This is a genomic window from Streptomyces sp. NPDC046915 (assembly GCF_040644935.1).
GTDB lineage: Bacteria > Actinomycetota > Actinomycetes > Streptomycetales > Streptomycetaceae > Streptomyces.
In genome coordinates this window covers 228,833-247,116 of the sequence record NZ_JBEYXB010000013.1, presented here as the reverse complement: position 1 = coordinate 247,116, position 18,284 = coordinate 228,833, and the positions used below count along the sequence as shown (strand labels likewise).

Genomic DNA, 18,284 nt, shown 5'->3' with positions numbered 1-18,284 from the left:
CCATGGGCCAGATGTGCCAATCACCGAGTGCTGCGAACCTCCGCCGACCACCCGGCGCAGTTCCTCGTCCCGCACCGGCAGGGCCGGACATAGGAGCGCTCGGTACTCAGGATGTGGCCGTGGACAGCCTTGAGACCTTCCTCCAATCAGGCACGGACATCCATCCCGTGATCGGCCGGGTCGAAGCATCCCCCGGTCACGGCCGACCATCGATGCGCAGAACCTTCCCAGAGAGTGGCAAGCCGAGCAGGCGACGGACGTCCTCCCCCAGTTCGACTGGCTCCACACCGTCCGACCCGTCCGCCAGATCCAGGACCGCGACTTACGTGGAGCTCAGCTACTCATTGCGCTCGTACAGGAGTACCGGAGGTCGCACGATCTGCTCAGAGCCGTCGCATTGTCACCAGACACGTCCCTCGCCATGATCAAGGCAGCGGCAGAGGATTACCGAAATGGCAAGCAACCGGATCGACTTGAGTGACGCTCTCTGGTTCAAGAGCAGCTACAGCAACGCAAGCGGCGGCAACTGCCTCGAAGTCGCCGACAACATCCCCGGCCTGGTCCCCGTCCGGGACTCCAAGGTGCCCCAAGGTCCTGCCATCGTCCTCGGCGACGCTGCCTGAGCCCCCTTCGTCACGTCGCTCAAGAAGTGAAATAGGACGGGCCGCCGCCGAACCCAACGGCCGCCCACGCGAAACGCTCGGCTGGGAAACCCCAGCCGAGCGTCCGCATGAACGGCTGCTCAGTCGGTCGTGTACACGTGCATCCCGGGCACGTGCAGGTTGCCACCGAACTGACCGGCCTGCGTCACCTTCGCGTTGGTGAAGTAGATGAGCGGGATGTTCAGCGGAGGCGGGTTGTCCGGGCTGAACGTGATGGGGATCAGGCCGAAGAGGTTGCCGGAGATGCTCTCGGTGTACATCGTGGTGGCGCCGCCGGTGATGGTGGACGTCGAGCCCTTGGCCGCCTGCACGTGGTAGGTCTTGCCGGACTGCTTGTCGTTCACCGTCTGGTGCAGGTCTCCGATGTCGGTGCCGCCGGAGATGACGTACTTCAGGACCTTCTTCTTCGTCCCGTTGGCCGTCTTCACCTCGACGATGCCCTTGTAGTCGGCGCCCTTCAGCGTCAGCGAGCTGGCGCTCAGGTACCAGGGGTCGTCCGCCACCGGCACCTTGTTGTCGACGCCGCTCTCGTCGTCCGTGGCGGCCGGGCAGTCGTCGGCTGAGGTGGTGGAGCTCGCCGAGGGGCTGGGCGAGGAGGTGGCCGTGCCGGCCGCGTCCCCGGCCGCCTTGGTGGCGTCGCCCGCCGCCTTGGTCGCCGTGTCGGTGGTGTCCTTGACGGTGTCCTCGACCGTCTTGGTGGTCTTGTCGACCGTCTTCTTGACGGTGTCGGTGGAGCTGGAGTCCTTGCTGTCACCGGAGGACGAGGACGACGAGGTCGAGGGGGACGCCGACGGGGTGGGGCTCGCGCTCGGGCTCGCGGAGGAGCCGGATCCGCCCGTCAGGACGTCGCCGATCGTGTCGCCGATCGTGTCGAGCAGGTTGCCGCTGCTCTGGGACGCCGACGGGGTCGGGGTCGCGGTGTCACCGGACGACGAGGTGCCCTTGGAGTCCGAGGACCCGGAGGAGGCGGTCGCCGTGGGCGAGGGCGTCGCCTTGTCGCCGGAACCTGAATCCGACGAACCCGGTGAATCCGACGAAGAGGTCTTGCCCGACGTGTCCTTGGAGTCGGCGGACGCCGAGGGGGACGGCGTGCTCTCGCTCTTGTCCGAGGACCCGCTCTCGCTCGCCGAGGCGGACGGCGACGGCGACGCGGAGGAGCCGGAGTCGTCCAGGGCCTTGACGCAGTCCTTGTACTCGTCGGCCGTCAGGCTCTTCGACGCCGACGGGGACGGCGAGGAGCCGTTGTCGGCGAGGGCGAGGCTGGACGTGAATCCCATGCCCATGATGACCGCGGTCGGCATCGCCACGGTGGCTATCGCCTTGCCGGCCGGCATGTGGAACCTGGTGAACAGCGGCTTCTTGGGTGCCGCGTGGCGCGGCCCGGTTCTCACACGGGACTCGTCCACCTCAGTCCCGTGGGTCACCTCGTCAGCCGGCACTGTGCCTCCCGTTCGCCCCGTTGGCCGGGCTCGTTCCTGACAGGTCGTTCTCCCCCAGCGACTTGGGCGTCTGAGGGGGAACGCCGTTGCTGACCCCGTACGCGTCCGCGGCGGGCGGCACGGCCTCGGGGGCGTCGTTCGGCCCCGCGGCACGCTCCTCGACGGGCTGCGGCGCGGGCGGTACGCCCGGCGCCCACGCGACTGCCATGGCCCCGCCGATCAGCGCGAACAGGAAGCCGACGAGGAAGCCGCCGATGTTGGAGACGGGGAGGGACACCAGCCCCAGCAGGATCGCCGCGACACCCGCGAAGACCCGTACGTGCTTCTGGAACCAGAGGCTGATGCCCAGTACGACCAGCAGCACGCCGATGATCAGGGACCCGGCCCCCGCCGTGGTGGACATCGCCAGCGTGAGATGGCCCAGCTGAAGGTGCGCGTAAGGGAAGTATGCGATGGGGAGTCCGCCGAGCAGGACGAACAGGCCCGCCCAGAACGGCCTCGCGCCCCGCCAGGCGCGGAACTGCTGCCTCCTGCGGGTGAACTGTCCGGATGCGGCAGGAGTCTCGGCGCTCATGGAAAACAGCTCCCTGGTGCGGCGTTGCTGTGGTGGTGATGTGTGCCACGCGTGAAAACGCGGCCGGAGTGGGGACGGGCGGGGGCGCCCAGAGGCTCCCCCGCCCGTCAGCGAGCGCTTAGTAGCACTCGTGCGTACCCGTCGACAGCGACATGTGCAGCCCGCTGAGCTTGAAGGTTCCGGCAGTGGTCGCCCACGCCGTCTGCTTCACGTTCGTCAGCGTGGCCGAGTCGGCCTGCTGAGCGAAGCCGAACGGGTTGGCCTGCTCGCCGTTGCCCTTCATGCCCGGACCCTTGGAGGCGTCCTTGGCGGCCACACCGATGTCGATGTTGTTGAACGTGGCGTCCGCGCTCAGGTCGGCAACATCGATGTAGAGGTTGTCGGCCTCGACCGGCTTGTCGCCGCCCGCCTTCAGGATCAGGCTGACCGATCCGAAGATCGGGATGTCGGGGGTGACCACCGACTGGCACATGTTGTTGATCGTCGCCGACTTGAACGACGAGACGGCGACGGGGTGAGCCGTCTTCTTGCCGTCGAGCGTGTAGCCGTTGTCCAGCGCGCCGTACTGCGCGAAGCCGGTGCCCTCGAGCTTGTCGGCGGTCACCTTGAACGACTGGCCGGAAACGCTGAACGACGCGGCGAGAGCGCCCTGCGCGAGGGCGACACCTATCGCGGCCGTAGCGGCGACGCTGGGCACCATGACCACAGCGAACCGCTTCCATCTGGTCCCGCCACGCACCTGGGACTCCATATTTCCTCCTTCTCGGACGTACATCTCCTGGCCCTCGCTCGCCGCCTAGTCGGCGGCTCAGCCGGGCAGGGATGGGAGAAGTGCTACGTCCTCGGGAAGGGGAGCGCCCGATCTCGGAGGCACGAACCGCGCCCGAATCACCGGCGATCACCCCCGAGCGACAACCACTGGTCGCGCCTGACACGCATCACGCACAACCTTGCTGGACAGGCTTCGCCGTACGGCGAAGACCCCCCTGTCCTAGAGCCGGCGCCACTGCCGCCGACTCTGCTCGGTGGGGACCCAGATTGCCCCGTCGACCCGACCGGCTGTCGGGGTACGGGAATGGACCGAGCGTCGCCGATCGTGGTGCATTCTCGCCGCCCGCACAAGGGGCTTCGTTACTGACTAGTAACGGCCGGATAACCGAAGAACGACCTGACGGTCTCGGAGTGCGACGCTCGGTTGCATCCAAGGGCAGAACAAAACTATTGATCCTTGGACGGAACCAGACAGATCAACGCCGGGGTTTTACTCCGAGTAACAGCGGCCGCGATTACCAAGATTTGGTAAAGCGCGGCCGCCCTGACGCCGCACTGGCGAATCTTTCACGCCGGCATCACAAGCCCGGAAGGTTTAGCGACTGGTCAACAGCCGCTCAGAACAGGGCGCGAGCCAGCGCCCGGCGCGCCCCCACGACCCGCGGGTCCTCCGAGCCGACCACCTCGAAGAGCTCGAGCAGCCGGCGCCGGACGGCATCCCGGTCGTCACCCACCGTGCGCTGCACGGTCTCGATCAGCCGCCCGAACGCGTCCTCGACGTGTCCGCCCACCAGATCGAGGTCGGCGGCCGTGATCTGCGCCGCGACGTCGGCCGGCTTGTCGGCCGCGTCCCTGCGCACCTGCTGCGGGTCCACGCCCTGCACCCGCTCGAGCAACTCGGCCTGCGCCAGGCCCAGTTTGGCCTCGGTGTTGCCCGGGTCGTCGCTCAGTACGTTCTTGTACGCCTGGATGGCGCCGCCCAGATCCCCGGCGTCCAGGGCCTGTACGGCGGCCTCCAGCAGCGCGTCGTACGGCCCCTCCGGCATCCGGGCCTCCGCCGGCTCGCCGACGCCGGGCTGGGCGTCCGGGTCGACGGCCAGGCCGGTCAGGCCGAAGCGCTGCTCGGCGACCTGCACCAGCTGGTCGAGGGTCTGCCGGATCTGCTCCTCGCCGGCGGCGCCCTGGAAGAGCGGCAGCGCCTGCCCCGCGACGACCGCGAAGACGGCCGGGATGCCCTGCACCCCGAACTGCTGCATCAACATCTGGTTGGCGTCTACGTCGATCTTGGCGAGCAGGATGCGACCGTCGTACTCGACGGCCAGCCGCTCCAGGACGGGACTCAGCTGCTTGCAGGGCTGACACCACTCGGCCCAGAAGTCGATGACGACCGGGACCTCGGCGGACCGCTGGAGGACGTCGCGTTCGAAGGTGGCCTCGTCGACATCGATGACGAGATCGGCCGGTGAGACGGCACCGGTGCCGCCGCCCTGCCGGGCGGCCTCGGCGCGCGCCTGCTCCGCCTTGGCCTTGGCCTCCTGGGCCGCCTTCACCGCGGCGAGGTCGACGACGCCGCTCATGGACATGTTCCGTGGCTGCATGCGTCTATCCTCCCCCGTTCCCGCGCGTGTGTGAAAAAGCGTTGTGCTGGGCTGCGGCGCCGGGTCCCCACCCCACGCCATGTGGTCGTCGCCCGTGCGGTCCCACGAGCTGTCGCAAGCTTTCGCTACGAGTCGTAGCGTAATGCCATCGCGGGTGCGGGCGACACCCCGCCCCGGTGATCTCCCTCACGGCCTCACAGGAACCGCCGGTTATGGTCGGGGGATGCAGAGCCGCACCCCCGCCGGTCGTCCCGGCCGCCCGCGCAGCGCCGCCGCGGACACCGCGATCCTGGCCGCGACCCGGGAGGCGCTGGTCGAACTGGGCTGGTCCAGGCTCACCTTGGGAGACGTGGCGATGCGGGCGGGGGTTGCGAAAACGACTCTCTATCGCCGCTGGGCGGGCAAGAACGAACTCGTCGTCGACGCGGTGGCCGAACTCTTCGACGAGCTCGAACTCCCCGACCGCGGCAGCCTCGCCGCCGACATCGAGGGCGTGGTCCTCCAGTTCGCGGCCATCCTGGCCCGCCCCGAGGCGAAGAGCGGTCTGATGGCGGCGGTCGCGGAGTCGACGCGGGACGACGCCCTGCGCGAACGCGTCCGCGCCTCGATCGTGGACCGCCAGAAACGCCTCGTCCTCGAAGGCCGCGCCCGCGCCCAGGCCCGCGGCGAACTCCCCCCGGAACCCGACCCCGCCGAAGCCGCCCGCACCGCCGACCTCATCTTCGACGTCGTCGCCGGCGCGGTGGTCCACCGCACCCTGGTGAGCGGCAAACCGGCGAACGAGGAATGGGTACAGAGCTTCACCCGCCTACTACTCCACGGCCTGACCTCACCCACCACCACCGCGGACCTCGGCCAGTAGCCGCGAGACACCCGCACCGCACCTCGGACCACCCCCGGAAGCGGGACCGTGCCCGGGGCCGAGAAGTCCCCCGCCGGGAATGGGCCCTGGGCGCAGCCCCCAGAGAGGCGGGCCGAGGCGCCCCGGCAGCGGGACGAGGGGACAGCATCCGCGGGAGCCGGGACTGGGGGTGGCAACCCCGGGGACGGCGGCGACGGGACGACAGCCCCCTGGAGACGGGGCCGGGGCCGGCAGCCCGAGGAGGCCGGGGGCGCAGCCCCCTGGGGCGAGGACGAAGGCGCGGCCACCCCGGAGCGGGGCCGAGGGCGACAGCCCCCGGAAGTAAGCGTGCCGAGACGGCAACCCCTCAAGACGGGGCCGGGGCCAGCAGCCCCAGGAGGGCCGAGGGGCGCAGCCCCAGGGCCAGGGCTGAAGAGACGGCGACCCCAGAGCGGGGCCGGGGGCGGCAGCCCCCAGGGGGGCCGGGGGGCGCAGCCCCCAGGGGGGCCGGGGGGCGCAGCCCCCAGGGGGGCCGGGGGGCGCAGCCCCCAGGGGGGCCGGGGGGCGCAGCCCCCAGGAGCAGCTGTGAAGAGACGGCAACCCCAGAGCGGGGCCGAGGGCGACAGCCCCGGAGCGGGGCCGGGGGGCGCAGCCCCCAGGAGCAGCTGTGAAGAGACGGCGACCCCAGAGCGGGGCCGGGGGCGGCAGCCCCGGAGCGGGGTCGAGGGGCGGCAGCCCCGGGGGCCCGGGAGCCGTAGCCCCCGGGGCGGGGTTGAAGGGGCGGCAGCCCCTGGGGATGGGACGGGTAGGGGCGGCGGGGGCGAGGAAAGGCCGGGCGGGGGGCTAGAAGCCCGCCGGTTCCGTGTACACGCCCCACTCGTCGCGGAGCACCCCGCAGATCTCCCCCAGCGTCGCCTCCGCGCGCACCGCGTCCAGCATGGGCTCGATCATGTTGGCTCCGGAGCGCGCCGCGGCCAGCATGCCGTCCAGAGCCGCACGCACGCGTGCCTCGTCCCGCGCCGCCTTGCGCGCCCCGAGCACCCGGACCTGCTCCCGCTCCACCTCGTGGCTGACCCGCAGGATCTCCAGGTCCCCGGTGACCGACCCGTGGTGGACGTTGACGCCCACCACCCTCTTGTCGCCCTTCTCCAGCGCCTGCTGGTAGCGGAAGGCGGACTCGGCGATCTCGCCGGTGAACCAGCCGTCCTCGATACCGCGCAGGATGCCGGAGGTGATCGGCCCGATCGGGTGCTGCCCGTCGGGGTGGGCCCGCAGACCCCGCTCCTTGATCTGGTCGAAGATCTTCTCGGCGTCCGCCTCGATCCGGTCCGTCAGCTGCTCGACGTACCAGGAACCGCCCAGCGGGTCGGCCACGTTGGCGACGCCCGTCTCCTCCATCAGCACCTGCTGCGTCCGCAGCGCGATCTCCGCGGCCTGCTCGGACGGCAGGGCGAGGGTCTCGTCCAGGGCGTTGGTGTGCAGCGAGTTGGTCCCGCCGAGCACCGCCGCCAGCGCCTCCACGGCCGTACGCACCACGTTGTTGTACGGCTGCTGGGCCGTCAGCGACACCCCGGCGGTCTGCGTGTGGAACCGCAGCCACTGCGCCTTCTCGCTCCTCGCCCCGTACACGTCCCGCATCCACCGCGCCCAGATCCGCCGCGCGGCGCGGAACTTGGCGATCTCCTCGAAGAAGTCGACGTGCGCGTCGAAGAAGAAGGAGAGACCGGGGGCGAACACGTCCACGTCCAGGCCTCGCGACAACCCCAGTTCGACGTACCCGAAGCCGTCCGCGAGCGTGTACGCCAGCTCCTGCGCGGCCGTCGAACCGGCCTCCCTGATGTGGTAGCCGGAGACGGACAGCGGCTTGTACGCGGGGATGCCCGCCGCGCAGTGCTCCATCAGGTCGCCGATCAGCCGCAGATGCGGCTCGGGCTGGAAGAGCCACTCCTTCTGGGCGATGTACTCCTTGAAGATGTCGGTCTGGAGCGTGCCGTTGAGGACCGACAGGTCCACACCCTGACGCTCGGCCGCGACCAGGTACATGCAGAAGACCGGCACGGCCGGCCCGCTGATGGTCATCGACGTCGTCACGTCGCCCAGCGGGATGTCCTTGAACAGGACCTCCATGTCGGCCGCCGAGTCGATGGCCACCCCGCAGTGCCCGACCTCGCCCAGCGAGCGCGGGTCGTCGGAGTCGCGTCCCATGAGCGTCGGCATGTCGAAGGCGACGGACAGTCCGCCACCGCCGGCGGCCAGGATCATCTTGTAGCGCTCGTTGGTCTGCTCGGCGTTGCCGAACCCGGCGAACTGCCGGATGGTCCACGTACGCCCGCGGTAGCCGGTCGGATACAGGCCGCGTGTGAAGGGGTACTCACCCGGCCAGCCGATCCGCTCGAAGCCGTCGTACGTGTCCCCCGGCCGGGGTCCGTACGCAGGCTCCACCGGATCGCCGGAGAGCGTCGTGAAGTCTGCGTCGCGCTTGCGCGCGGCGTCGTAGCGGGCCTGCCAGCGACGGCGGCCTTCCTCGATGGCGTCAGCGTCCATGCCTTCAAATTTACTAGGACGTCCTAGTAAATGTCGACGGCTGACCGCCGCGCGGCGCTCGCGCGGCGGTGGAAGCTCGGGATCCGCCCGGCGGACCTTACGCCTTGGCGACGGCCGGAGCCTGGTCCGCGGCCCGGGACTCCAGCTCGTGGCTGATCTTCCGCTCGACGAAGAACGCGGCGGTCGGGATCGTCCCCGCGAGCAGCACCCACAGCTGCTTGCCGACCGGCCACTTGGCCTTGGAGCCCAGGTCGAAGGCGAAGACGAGGTAGACGACGTACAGCCAGCCGTGGGCGATGGCGACGACCCGGGTGAAGTCGGCGGCGCCGTCGATGTGAAGCCCGTACTTCGCGATCATGCTCAGGCACAGCAGCACCAGCAGGACACCGGTGGTGTAGGCCATGACGCGGTAGCGGGTCAGCACGCTCTTTTTCATGCCGTCGAGCGTAACCGTCCGTTCCGGGAGATCTTGTCCCGGGTCGCCCTCGGCCCGGTCCTCACCGAAACTCAGTCCTCGTCGAAGCTCAGTCCTCGTCGAAGTCGTGCGCCGCGATCCTGAGCGGGCGCAGCATCGCGAAGACCTCCGCGCACTCCTCGGCGTCGTACGCCCCGAGACCGAAGTCCATCGCCATCAGGTCCCGGGTGGCCGCGTCGACCACCTCGCGGCCCTTGGCGGTGATGCTGGCGAGCGTGCCGCGCCCGTCGTTCGGATTGGGCCGCTTGGCCACCAGGCCGGACTTCACCAGCCGGTCGATGGTGTTCGTCACGGAGGTGGGATGCACCATGAGCCGCTCACCGATCTTGGACATCGCCAGTTCCCCGGCCTTGGAGAAGGTGAGCAGCACCAGCGCCTCGTACCGCGCGAAGGTCAGCCCGTACGGCTTGACCACCGCGTCGACCTCGGCCAGCAGGATCTGGTGCGCCCGCATGATCGAGGTGATCGCCGCCATCGACGGCACGTTTCCCCACCGCTGCTTCCAGAGCTCGTCGGCGCGGGCGATGGGGTCGAAGGGAAGGCTGAGAGGCTTCGGCACGCCTCCAGACCCTACCCGCCGGTCACATTCCGGTCAGCTCCGTCTCGACTTTCGGTCACCCACGCCTTCCGGCCCGTCCGGCGCAGATGGTGGCGGACCGCCCGCTGGGCGACGGGCCCGAGGTCCTCCAGGGCGGCCACGAGCGCGCCGAGCTGCTCCAGGGCGTCGAGGGCCGCGTGGGCGCCCGCCTCGTCCACGCCCTCGTACAGCTCGATGCCGACGAAGGACGCGGCGACCGCGCGGGCCAGGTTCGCGGGGTCGGTGAACTCACCGAACGGGGTCGCCGCGAGCACCTTTCCGAGTACCTGCTCGATCTCCGCGATCCACAGGTCGAGGCCCGCCCTCGTGGCCGGGCCGAGGGCCTCGTGCGTCTGCGCGCCGGCCAGCAGCTGGCCGAGCAGGGCGACGTGGCCGCCGGCCCGCTCCTGTGCGTGGATCTCCCGGCCCACGGCCAGGAGTTCGGAGAGGGAGGACACGGACGCGAGCCGGGTACGGTGCCGGGCCACCGCGTTCTCCGCGCCGTACCGGCAGGCCGCCGCGAGGAGTTCGTCCACCGAGCCGAAGTGGTAGAAGACCAGCGCCTGATTGACCCCGGCCACCGCCGCGACCGTACGGGCGGACGTCTTGGCGATCCCCTGCTCGGTGAGGACGCGCAGGGCGCCCTCCAGGAGCTTGGTCCTGGTCTCCTGGGACTTGCCCTGGGGCTTTCCCTGGGCCTTCGCCTGCTCCGGGCTCACGACCGGTTGCCCAGGGTGGTGCGCAGGACGCACGGGTTGCCGACGGGCAGGGCCCGGGTGCGCCGGCAGCGGCGGGCGGCCGGGGTGCAGGACAGGGGCGCCTTGAAGAGGGCGAGGAAGACACCGACGACGAGGAGCAGCGGGCACAGGAAGGCCGCGGCGGCGCCGAGCGGACCGAAGACACCGAAGAAGGGGAGGGCGGGCCCGAGGCTCAGACCGGTGCCGCAGACGGTGAGCACCAGCGCGCGGACCGCGAGCTCGGCCAGCCAGTTCCGGCGTGCTCGCTCCGGGGTGATGCCGCGCTCGATCCACAGCCTCAGCCGGTCCAGGGACCAGGCCGTCGCCCAGCCCCTCAGGGGGCGCACCAGCAGCCGGCCGGCGAGCGCGCCGGGGGCGCTCCGGCGGGGCCGGTGGTCGTAGCCGGCGAGGAAGCGGAAGCCGTCGGCGTCGGGGACACAGCGCCAGTCGTCGATGAAGGTGAAGCGGGCCTCCCAGCGTCGCCGCTGGGACGGTTCCTGGGTGCGTTCCCTGAGCTCGGCGAGCCCGGCCCGTATTCGCGTCTCCACATGGAGCGCTTGCAGCGCTTGGAGCGCCATCGATGTGTCCCCCTGTCGGTCGGCCGGTCCGGCCGTTTGAGCGACCGCTCAACCACCTGCCCAACGGAAGTTACACCTCTTTGAGCAGTCGCTCAAAGAGGTGTACAGGCCGGCGAACACGAGAAAACCCCGGCGCTGGGCCGGGGTTGGGGAACGCGGGGCTAGCCGGCCAGGTGCCGCTCGACCGTCTCCACCTTGGAGGTGAGGCCGTCGGTCACACCGGGACGGATGTCGGCCTTCAGCACCAGCGACACACGCGGGGCGCGTTCCTCGACGACGGCGACGGCACGCCTGACGACGGCCATGACCTCGTCCCATTCGCCCTCGATCGAGGTGAACATCGCGTCGGTGCGGTTGGGCAGGCCCGACTCACGGACCACGCGGACGGCCTCGGCGACGTACTCCCCCACGTCCTCGCCGACGCCCATGGGCGTCACGGAGAAGGCGACGATCATGCGTTCACGACTCCTTCCTTGCGGGCGCGGGCGGCGATGACCGCATCCTCGGCCTCGCGGCGGAGCCTGCGCTCGGCGATGAAGCCGCCGCCGGGGATGATCGAGTAGGAGAAGTACACGGCGGCCGTGCCCTTGGACCACTTGGTGCGGTTCCAGGCGTCGAGCCAGAAGATCACGTAGAGGACGAACAGCACGCCGTGGATCGGGCCCAGCACCGGGGCGACGTCGAAGCCGGAGGCGACCGTGTACTTGATCACCGTGCAGGTCGCGAGCACGATCCAGGAGATGCCCTCCGGCACGGAGACCAGGCGCAGGCGGCGGATGGCGGAGGCTGTCTTGAGGTCCACGGGTCACCTTCGGTGGGAGAGTCGCTGACGACGCGGTCGCCTTGTGAACGGAAGCACAAACGTCGGCCCATTGTGACAAACGACCGCCCCGCCCTCGCGAGAGGGGTCTGTCCGTCGCCCCTGTGCGCCGCTACCTTCACCCCGTGGCGATGTTCCGACTTCAAGGAAGCAAGGTGCTCGCCGTCGACATGACCGGTGATGCCGTCAAGGCGAAGAACGGCTCCATGGTCGCGTACGACGGGCAGATGGCCTTCAAGAAGCTGAGCGGGGGCGGTGAGGGTCTGCGGGGGATGGTGACCCGGCGCCTCACCGGTGAGCAGATGACCGTGATGGAGGTGAAGGGCCACGGGACGTGCTGGTTCGCCGACCGGGCCTCGGAGATCAATCTCGTCGCCCTCCAGGGGGACAAGCTGTACGTGGAGTCGAGCAACCTGCTCGCCACCGACGCCGGGCTCAGGACCGGGACGACCTTCACGGGGCTGCGCGGCGCCTCCCAGGGCAACGGGCTGTTCACGACGACCGTCGAGGGGCACGGGCAGGCGGCGATCATGTCCGACGGGCCGGCGGTCGTGCTCCGCGTCAGCCCCCAGTACCCGCTGATCGTCGACCCGGGCGCCTACATCGCCCATCAGGGCAACGTCCGGCAGTCCTTCCAGTCGGGTGTGACCTTCCGCACTTTCCTGGGCGAGGGCGGCGGCGAGGCCTTCCAGATCCGGTTCGAGGGGGACGGGCTGGTGTACGTGCAGCCGAGTGAGCGGAACACGATCGCGGGGGACGTGTGAGATGGCGCTCCGCGAGATCAACTCCAAGATGGTCGAGGCCACCGTCGCGCCCGGACAGCGGCTGTTCAGTCAGCGCGGCGCGATGCTCGCCTACAAGGGCGACGTCTCCTTCACGCCCAACATCCAGGGCGGGCAGGGCGGGCTCATGTCGATGCTCGGGCGGCGCGTCGCCGGCGAGGCCACGCCCCTCATGACCGTGGAGGGCAGCGGCACCGTCTTCTTCGGGCACGGCGGCCACCACGTCCACGTGATCAACCTCTCCGGGGACACCCTCTATGTGGAGGCGGACCGGCTGCTGGCCTTCGAGGGCACGCTGCGGCAGGGGACGATGTTCATGGGCTCACAGGGCGGGGTCATGGGCATGGTCCGGGGGCAGGTCACCGGGCAGGGCCTGTTCACGACGACCCTCCAGGGACACGGGGCGGTGGCGGTGATGGCGCACGGCGGGGTCTTCGAGGTCCCGATCACACCGCAGCGGCCCGTCCACGTCGACCCGCAGGCGTACGTCGCCCACCACGGTGACGTACGCAACAAGCTGTCCACCGCCCTGGGCTGGCGCGACATGGTGGGGCGCGGCTCCGGCGAGGCGTTCCAGCTGGAGCTCAGCGGCAACGGCACGGTGTTCGTCCAGGCCTCGGAGGAGAAGCTGTGAGCGGGTACGGAACTCCCGGCGGGCCCGTGGTGTACGACCCCATGACGCTGCCCGTCGACGACAACGTCAACAAGTACACCTTCTGCGTGGAGCTCAAGAGCGCGGAGTGGTTCCTCCAGAAGGGGAAGATGATCGCCTACTACGGGGCGATCGAGTTCAGCGGGATCGGGCACGGGCGACTCGACCGACTTGTCCGTACGTCGTTTCATTCGCCTCTGCACGCGAGCGACTGGGTCGTGGCGTCGGGGTCGGGCAGGATGCTGCTCGCCGACCGGGCCTTCGATGTCAATTCGTACGACCTGGACGACGGCAACCTGACCATTCGCTCGGGCAACTTGCTAGCTTTTCAGCCAAGTCTTGCTCTCAAGCAGTCGATTGTGCCGGGTTTTCTGACACTCATCGGAACCGGAAAGTTCGTGGCCGCATCTAACGGACCGGTGGTGTTCATGGAGCCCCCCATCCGGGTGGACCCGCAGGCGCTCGTCGGCTGGGCCGACTGCCCGTCGCCGTGTCACCACTACGACCATGGGTACCTCACGGGCGTAATGGGCGGTCTACGTGCGATGACAGGGCTCGGCGGGGCCTCTGGGGAGGAGCACCAGTTCGAGTTCGTGGGGGCCGGGACGGTGCTGCTCCAGTCCACCGAGACGCTGATGGCGGAGCAGGCGGCGGGGGCGGTTCCGCAGGAGCCGGGCGTGCCCGGTGGTGGCGCGGGGGCACCGGGTGGACACGGAGCGCAACCGTCGGCGGCACCGCGCCTTCCCGGACAGCTGGGGGACCTCCAGCGTCGCTTCGGGCTGTGAGCGGTAGTCTGCGGAGTGTGACGTCGAACGCGTGCGCACAGTCACACCACCCTCACTAGTTCGCATTTCAACATTTTAGGTAGACTTCATTCATGGAGACCGAGACGGCCACGCGCTGGCTGACCGATGCGGAGCAGTGCGCCTGGCGCACACACCTGGAGGTCAACAGGCTGTTGACGTATCAGCTCGAGAAGGACCTTCAGCCGTTCGGCTTGACGATGAACGACTACGAGATCCTGGTGAATCTCTCCGAGTCCGACGACGTACGGATGCGGATGAGCGACCTCGCGTCGGCGACCTTGCAGTCCAAGAGCCGGCTCTCGCACCAGATCACCCGTATGGAGAACGCGAACCTGGTCCGCCGCGAGAACTGCGAGTCGGACCGCCGCGGGCTCTATGCCGTCCTGACCGAGCACGGCATGGAGACGATGAAGAAGGTCGCCCCACATCATGTGGCGTCCGTCAGGAAGCACTTCATCGACCTGCTGTCGCCGGAGGCCCTGACGGAACTGGACAAGGCCCTGAAGCCCATCGCCGACCACCTGCGAGGCCAACGGGGACGCCCCTGACCTGACCGGGGCGGCACAAGCGGCAGGCGGGTGTTCAGGTCTCGCCTGCCGCTCGTGCCGCCCGACACCGCCGCCGGGAAGCCCGCCGGCCCAGCTTTCCAGGGGCCGGGCTCCCGAGACGGGGTACGGCGACCGAAGCCCAAGAGGCACACAGGGGCTGCGCCCCGGCAGGACCCCGGGCGCAGCCCCAGACGGCGCGCAGGCCCCCGGGCCACGGGCCGGGGCGGGCCCCCGAGACGGGGTGCAGGAGCGGCGGAGCCCCGCCAGGACCAGGTACACAGCCCTGAACGGGGTGCAGGGGCCCAGCCTGGACAGGGCCAGTGGGCGCAGCCCCGCGGGGCCCTGGGGGCGGCAGCCCCCGTACGGGATACAGGGACGCAGCCCCGAACGGGGAGCACGGGCGCAGCCCGCCGGAGATCGTGGGGGCGGCAACCCCCGGCGGGGTGTAGGGGCGCAGCCCCGCGAAGACTCGGGCACGCAACCCCGAACGGGGAGCACGGGCGCAGCCCTGCGGGGGTCCTGGGGGCGGCAGCCCCCGGCGGGGTTCAGACGCGCAGCCCCGCAGGGGTCCTGGGGCGGCAACGCCCGGCAGGGTGCAGGGGCGCAGCCCCGCAGAGCCCTGGGGGCCGCAACCCCCGGCGAGGTGCAGAGGCGCAGCCCCGCGAAGGTTCAGGCACGCAACCCCGAACGAGGAGCACGGGCGCAGCCCTGCAGGGGCCCTGGGGGCGGCAACCCCCGGGCGGGGTTCAGACGCGCAGCCCCGTGGGGGTCCTGGGGCGGCAACCCCCGGCAGGGTGCAGGGGCGCAGCCCCGCAGAGCCCTGGGGGCCGCAACCCCCGGCGAGGTGCAGAGGCGCAGCCCCGCGAAGGTTCAGGCACGCAACCCCGGACGAGGGGCATGGGCGCAGCCCCGCGGGGGTCCTGGGGGCGGCAGCCCCCGGTGGGGTGCAGGGGCGGAGCCCCGTGGGGGGTTCAGGGGGTGAAGGGGCGGAGCCCCTGGGGATGGGAAGGGCAGGGGCGGCGGGGGCGGGGAAGCTGTGGTGGGTCAGCCTGCCGTCAGGCCCGTCACCAGTTCGTCCGCCGCGCGGTAGGGGTCCAGTTCGCCGGTGACGATCCGCTCCGCGAGAGCGCTGAGGCGGCGGTCCCCGTGAAGGTCGGCGATGCGTTCGCGCAGGGCGGTGACCGCGATGGTCTCCACCTCGCGGGCCGCACGGGCGAGACGGCGCTCGGACAGCACGCCGCGCTCCTCCATCCAGGCCCGGTGCTTCTCCAGGGCCTCCACGACCTCGTCGACGCCCTCGGCGCGCGCGGCGACCGTCTTGACGATCGGCGGGCGCCAGTCGCCGGGGCCGCGGGACTCGCCCAGGCCCAGCATGTGGTTCAGTTCGCGGGCCGTGGCGTCCGCACCGTCACGGTCGGCCTTGTTGACGACGTACACGTCACCGATCTCCAGGATGCCCGCCTTGGCCGCCTGGATGCCGTCGCCCATGCCCGGGGCCAGCAGGACCACCGAGGTGTCCGCCTGCGAGGCGATCTCCACCTCCGACTGACCCACGCCGACCGTCTCCACCAGGATCACGTCGCAGCCCGCCGCGTCCAGCACGCGGATCGCCTGCGGGGCCGCCCAGGCCAGGCCGCCCAGGTGCCCCCGGGTGGCCATCGAGCGGATGTACACGCCCGGGTCGGAGGCGTGATCCGACATACGGACCCGGTCGCCGAGCAGGGCGCCGCCCGAGAAGGGCGAGGAGGGGTCCACCGCGAGGACCCCCACCCGTTTGCCCTGTTTGCGGTACGCGGTCACCAGCGCCGAGGTGGACGTCGACTTGCCGACGCCCGGGGAGCCGGTGAGGCCGACCACGTACGCGTTCCCGGTCAGCGGCGCCAGGGCCGCCATGACCTCCCTGAGCTGCGGAGACGCCCCCTCCACCAGGGAGATCAGCCGGGCCACGGCCCGCGGCCGGCCTTCCCTGGCCTGGGCCACCAGAGAGGAGACGTCCTGCATCACAGCTCCGTTCGCGAAAGGGACCTACAGATAATGCGCTCAGGCCTTGGGCACGCGCACGATCAGCGCGTCCCCCTGCCCGCCACCGCCGCACAGCGCCGCCGCGCCGACCCCGCCACCCCGGCGCTTCAGCTCCAGGGCCAGGTGCAGGACCAGACGGGCGCCCGACATGCCGATCGGGTGACCGAGGGCGATGGCGCCACCGTTGACGTTCACCTTTTCCGTGGACACCCCGAGGTCCTTCATTGACTGGACCGCGACGGCGGCGAAGGCCTCGTTGATCTCGATGAGGTCGAGGTCGGAGACCTCCAGGCCGTCCTTCTTCAGCGCGTGCAGGATCGCGTTGGAGGGCTGGGACTGGAGGGAGTTGTCCGGGCCCGCCACATTGCCGTGCGCGCCGATCTCGGCGATCCAGTCCAGGCCCAGCTCCTGCGCCTTGGCCTTGCTCATGACGACCACGGCCGCGGCACCGTCGGAGATCTGCGAGGCGGAGCCCGCGGTGATCGTGCCGTCCTTGGAGAAGGCCGGGCGCAGCTTGCCCAGGGACTCCGCCGTGGTGTCGCCGCGGATGCCCTCGTCCTTGCTGAAGACGACCGGCTCGCCCTTGCGCTGCGGGATCTCGACCGGGGTGATCTCGGCCTCGAAGACGCCGTTCTTCTGCGCTGCGGCGGCCCGCTGGTGGGACAGGGCGGCGATCTCGTCCTGCTCGGGGCGCTTGATGCCGAGGCGCGTGTTGTGCTTCTCCGTGGACTCGCCCATGGCGATGCCCTCGAAGGAGTCGGTCAGGCCGTCGTACGCCATGGCGTCGAGCATCTCGACGGCGCCGTACTTGAAGCCCTCCCGGGACTTGGGCAGCAGGTGGGGGGCGTTGGTCATGGACTCCTGGCCGCCCGCGACGACGATGTCGAACTCGCCGGCCCGGATCAGCTGGTCCGCGAGGGCGATCGCGTCGAGGCCGGACAGGCACACCTTGTTGACGGTGAGCGCCGGGACGCTCATCGGGATGCCCGCCTTGACCGCGGCCTGCCGCGCCGGGATCTGGCCCGCTCCGGCCTGGAGCACCTGGCCCATGATCACGTACTGCACCTGGTCGCCGCCGATCCCCGCACGGTCGAGGGCGGCCTTGATCGCGAAGCCGCCCAGATCGGCCCCGGAGAATGACTTGAGCGAGCCGAGCAGCCGTCCCATCGGGGTACGTGCACCCGCGACGATGACGGAGGTCGTGCTGTTCGATGCTGACATGAGGTGGGATCCCCTTCCAGCTGCACAAAGCTGAGGAGTGAACGAGGGTTTACTTCGAATGTACTGACCGGTACTACGCCCCGTCACCCGGCCGTCGGTGTGATCGCGCGCACGTTGCGTAACCACCCGAGGCGCGCTGCACTAACACCATGCTGACGCGAATCGACCACATCGGGATCGCCTGCCACGACCTCGACGCGACCGTCGAGTTCTACCGGGCCACGTACGGCTTCGAGGTGTTCCACACCGAAGTCAACGAGGAGCAGGGCGTACGCGAGGCCATGCTCAAGATCAACGAGACGTCCGACGGCGGCGCCTCGTACCTCCAGCTGCTGGAGCCGACCCGCGAGGACTCCGCGGTCGGCAAGTGGCTGGCGAAGAACGGCGAGGGCGTCCACCACATCGCCTTCGGTACGGCGGATGTCGACGGCGACGCCGCGGACATCCGCGGGAAGGGCGTACGCGTTCTGTACGAGGAGCCACGACGTGGCTCCATGGGGTCGCGAATCACCTTCCTGCACCCCAAGGATTGCCATGGCGTACTGACAGAACTCGTCACATCCGCGCCCGTTGAGTCACCTGAGCACTGACCCTCGTACTTAGAGGCCGGTAGGGTTGGGGGCGGTCGTCCCGAAAC

General features: G+C 70.2%; 20 protein-coding genes and 1 pseudogene. 8 read left to right on the top strand and 13 right to left on the bottom strand.

Annotated elements, in window-relative coordinates; all coding sequences use genetic code 11:
* Positions 1 to 346: 346 nt before the first annotated feature.
* A pseudogene (locus ABZ915_RS31180) lies at positions 347 to 481 on the top strand (XRE family transcriptional regulator); the annotation flags it as partial.
* On the top strand, positions 453 to 623 hold the full coding sequence (locus ABZ915_RS31175; protein ID WP_361810128.1) for a DUF397 domain-containing protein: 171 nt from the start codon (positions 453 to 455) through the stop codon (positions 621 to 623). The pseudogene ABZ915_RS31180 and the gene ABZ915_RS31175, both read left to right, overlap by 29 nt.
* A gap of 119 nt (positions 624 to 742) precedes the next feature.
* Here ABZ915_RS31175 and ABZ915_RS31170 read toward each other — a convergent pair whose 3' ends face one another.
* The 4 genes from ABZ915_RS31170 to ABZ915_RS31155 form a co-directional block, all read right to left on the bottom strand.
* Positions 743 to 2,101, bottom strand: coding sequence for a hypothetical protein (locus tag ABZ915_RS31170; protein ID WP_361810126.1), 1,359 nt, complete (start codon positions 2,099 to 2,101; stop codon positions 743 to 745).
* Positions 2,091 to 2,675, bottom strand: coding sequence for a DUF6114 domain-containing protein (locus ABZ915_RS31165; protein ID WP_361810124.1), 585 nt, complete (start codon positions 2,673 to 2,675; stop codon positions 2,091 to 2,093). The genes ABZ915_RS31170 and ABZ915_RS31165 overlap by 11 nt, the downstream gene beginning before the upstream one ends.
* A gap of 118 nt (positions 2,676 to 2,793) precedes the next feature.
* Entirely contained in the window at positions 2,794 to 3,426 is a 633-nt protein-coding gene (locus ABZ915_RS31160; protein ID WP_361810122.1) for a DUF6230 family protein, read from the bottom strand.
* Between the two features lie 637 nt (positions 3,427 to 4,063).
* On the bottom strand, positions 4,064 to 5,044 hold the full coding sequence (locus ABZ915_RS31155; protein ID WP_361810120.1) for a tetratricopeptide repeat protein: 981 nt from the start codon (positions 5,042 to 5,044) through the stop codon (positions 4,064 to 4,066).
* Between the two features lie 223 nt (positions 5,045 to 5,267).
* Here ABZ915_RS31155 and ABZ915_RS31150 point away from each other — a divergent pair, with 223 nt between their 5' ends.
* The gene (locus ABZ915_RS31150; RefSeq protein WP_361810118.1) at positions 5,268 to 5,906 is read left to right on the top strand and encodes a TetR/AcrR family transcriptional regulator; all 639 of its coding nucleotides are present in this window, start codon (positions 5,268 to 5,270) and stop codon (positions 5,904 to 5,906) included.
* 822 nt (positions 5,907 to 6,728) lie between these two features.
* On the opposite strand, the gene ABZ915_RS31145 is transcribed toward ABZ915_RS31150, so the two are convergent.
* From ABZ915_RS31145 to ABZ915_RS31115, 7 genes are all read right to left on the bottom strand, one after another.
* Positions 6,729 to 8,429: a methylmalonyl-CoA mutase family protein gene (locus ABZ915_RS31145; protein ID WP_361810116.1), complete on the bottom strand. Its 1,701-nt coding sequence runs from the start codon at positions 8,427 to 8,429 to the stop codon at positions 6,729 to 6,731.
* A gap of 97 nt (positions 8,430 to 8,526) precedes the next feature.
* Entirely contained in the window at positions 8,527 to 8,865 is a 339-nt protein-coding gene (locus tag ABZ915_RS31140) for a DUF3817 domain-containing protein (protein ID WP_361810114.1), read from the bottom strand.
* Between the two features lie 88 nt (positions 8,866 to 8,953).
* Positions 8,954 to 9,463 (bottom strand): MarR family transcriptional regulator, encoded by a 510-nt coding sequence (locus ABZ915_RS31135; protein WP_361810112.1) that lies wholly within the window; start codon positions 9,461 to 9,463, stop codon positions 8,954 to 8,956.
* A gap of 11 nt (positions 9,464 to 9,474) precedes the next feature.
* Positions 9,475 to 10,200: a TetR/AcrR family transcriptional regulator gene (locus tag ABZ915_RS31130; protein ID WP_361810110.1), complete on the bottom strand. Its 726-nt coding sequence runs from the start codon at positions 10,198 to 10,200 to the stop codon at positions 9,475 to 9,477.
* Complete coding sequence (locus ABZ915_RS31125; protein ID WP_361810108.1) at positions 10,197 to 10,796, bottom strand: hypothetical protein; 600 nt, start codon at positions 10,794 to 10,796, stop codon at positions 10,197 to 10,199. The genes ABZ915_RS31130 and ABZ915_RS31125 overlap by 4 nt, the downstream gene beginning before the upstream one ends.
* Positions 10,797 to 10,957: 161 nt before the next feature.
* Positions 10,958 to 11,251, bottom strand: coding sequence for an MTH1187 family thiamine-binding protein (locus ABZ915_RS31120; RefSeq protein WP_361810106.1), 294 nt, complete (start codon positions 11,249 to 11,251; stop codon positions 10,958 to 10,960).
* Positions 11,248 to 11,598 carry a DUF3817 domain-containing protein gene (locus ABZ915_RS31115; protein WP_361810104.1) on the bottom strand — a complete coding sequence of 117 codons (351 nt, stop codon included), beginning with the start codon at positions 11,596 to 11,598 and terminating at the stop codon, positions 11,248 to 11,250. Before ABZ915_RS31115 ends, ABZ915_RS31120 begins: the two co-directional genes overlap by 4 nt.
* Positions 11,599 to 11,747: 149 nt before the next feature.
* Between ABZ915_RS31115 and ABZ915_RS31110 the strand changes: the two genes are divergently transcribed.
* The 4 genes from ABZ915_RS31110 (at position 11,748) to ABZ915_RS31095 (ending at position 14,404) form a co-directional block, all read left to right on the top strand.
* A complete protein-coding gene (locus ABZ915_RS31110) occupies positions 11,748 to 12,380 on the top strand; it encodes an AIM24 family protein (RefSeq protein ID WP_361810189.1) in 633 nt (210 codons plus the stop codon).
* Between the two features lies 1 nt (position 12,381).
* Positions 12,382 to 13,032, top strand: coding sequence for an AIM24 family protein (locus ABZ915_RS31105; protein ID WP_361810102.1), 651 nt, complete (start codon positions 12,382 to 12,384; stop codon positions 13,030 to 13,032).
* The gene (locus ABZ915_RS31100; protein WP_361810100.1) at positions 13,029 to 13,835 is read left to right on the top strand and encodes an AIM24 family protein; all 807 of its coding nucleotides are present in this window, start codon (positions 13,029 to 13,031) and stop codon (positions 13,833 to 13,835) included. Before ABZ915_RS31105 ends, ABZ915_RS31100 begins: the two co-directional genes overlap by 4 nt.
* Positions 13,836 to 13,927: 92 nt before the next feature.
* Complete coding sequence (locus tag ABZ915_RS31095; RefSeq protein WP_361454448.1) at positions 13,928 to 14,404, top strand: MarR family transcriptional regulator; 477 nt, start codon at positions 13,928 to 13,930, stop codon at positions 14,402 to 14,404.
* Between the two features lie 1,044 nt (positions 14,405 to 15,448).
* Here ABZ915_RS31095 and meaB read toward each other — a convergent pair.
* Positions 15,449 to 16,405: a methylmalonyl Co-A mutase-associated GTPase MeaB gene (meaB, locus tag ABZ915_RS31090; RefSeq protein WP_361810098.1), complete on the bottom strand. Its 957-nt coding sequence runs from the start codon at positions 16,403 to 16,405 to the stop codon at positions 15,449 to 15,451.
* A 39-nt stretch (positions 16,406 to 16,444) separates the two neighbouring features.
* Complete coding sequence (locus ABZ915_RS31085; protein WP_361810096.1) at positions 16,445 to 17,647, bottom strand: acetyl-CoA C-acetyltransferase; 1,203 nt, start codon at positions 17,645 to 17,647, stop codon at positions 16,445 to 16,447.
* A 149-nt stretch (positions 17,648 to 17,796) separates the two neighbouring features.
* On the opposite strand from ABZ915_RS31085, the gene mce reads away from it, so the two are divergent.
* The gene (gene mce, locus ABZ915_RS31080) at positions 17,797 to 18,237 is read left to right on the top strand and encodes a methylmalonyl-CoA epimerase (RefSeq protein ID WP_361810094.1); all 441 of its coding nucleotides are present in this window, start codon (positions 17,797 to 17,799) and stop codon (positions 18,235 to 18,237) included.
* The last annotated feature ends 47 nt before the right edge of the window (positions 18,238 to 18,284 follow it).

Bases quoted from the DNA above. Each gene is read 5' to 3' on its own strand.
- ABZ915_RS31175 (WP_361810128.1), top strand. From the start codon at position 453: ATGGCAAGCAACCGGATCGACTTGAGTGACGCTCTCTGGTTCAAGAGC.
- ABZ915_RS31165 (WP_361810124.1), bottom strand. From the start codon at position 2,675: ATGAGCGCCGAGACTCCTGCCGCATCCGGACAGTTCACCCGCAGGAGG.
- ABZ915_RS31160 (WP_361810122.1), bottom strand. From the start codon at position 3,426: ATGGAGTCCCAGGTGCGTGGCGGGACCAGATGGAAGCGGTTCGCTGTG.
- ABZ915_RS31155 (WP_361810120.1), bottom strand. From the start codon at position 5,044: ATGCAGCCACGGAACATGTCCATGAGCGGCGTCGTCGACCTCGCCGCG.
- ABZ915_RS31150 (WP_361810118.1), top strand. From the start codon at position 5,268: ATGCAGAGCCGCACCCCCGCCGGTCGTCCCGGCCGCCCGCGCAGCGCC.
- ABZ915_RS31145 (WP_361810116.1), bottom strand. From the start codon at position 8,429: ATGGACGCTGACGCCATCGAGGAAGGCCGCCGTCGCTGGCAGGCCCGC.
- ABZ915_RS31140 (WP_361810114.1), bottom strand. From the start codon at position 8,865: ATGAAAAAGAGCGTGCTGACCCGCTACCGCGTCATGGCCTACACCACC.
- ABZ915_RS31125 (WP_361810108.1), bottom strand. From the start codon at position 10,796: ATGGCGCTCCAAGCGCTGCAAGCGCTCCATGTGGAGACGCGAATACGG.
- ABZ915_RS31120 (WP_361810106.1), bottom strand. From the start codon at position 11,251: ATGATCGTCGCCTTCTCCGTGACGCCCATGGGCGTCGGCGAGGACGTG.
- ABZ915_RS31110 (WP_361810189.1), top strand. From the start codon at position 11,748: ATGTTCCGACTTCAAGGAAGCAAGGTGCTCGCCGTCGACATGACCGGT.
- ABZ915_RS31105 (WP_361810102.1), top strand. From the start codon at position 12,382: ATGGCGCTCCGCGAGATCAACTCCAAGATGGTCGAGGCCACCGTCGCG.
- ABZ915_RS31095 (WP_361454448.1), top strand. From the start codon at position 13,928: ATGGAGACCGAGACGGCCACGCGCTGGCTGACCGATGCGGAGCAGTGC.
- meaB (WP_361810098.1), bottom strand. From the start codon at position 16,405: ATGCAGGACGTCTCCTCTCTGGTGGCCCAGGCCAGGGAAGGCCGGCCG.
- ABZ915_RS31085 (WP_361810096.1), bottom strand. From the start codon at position 17,647: ATGTCAGCATCGAACAGCACGACCTCCGTCATCGTCGCGGGTGCACGT.
- mce (WP_361810094.1), top strand. From the start codon at position 17,797: ATGCTGACGCGAATCGACCACATCGGGATCGCCTGCCACGACCTCGAC.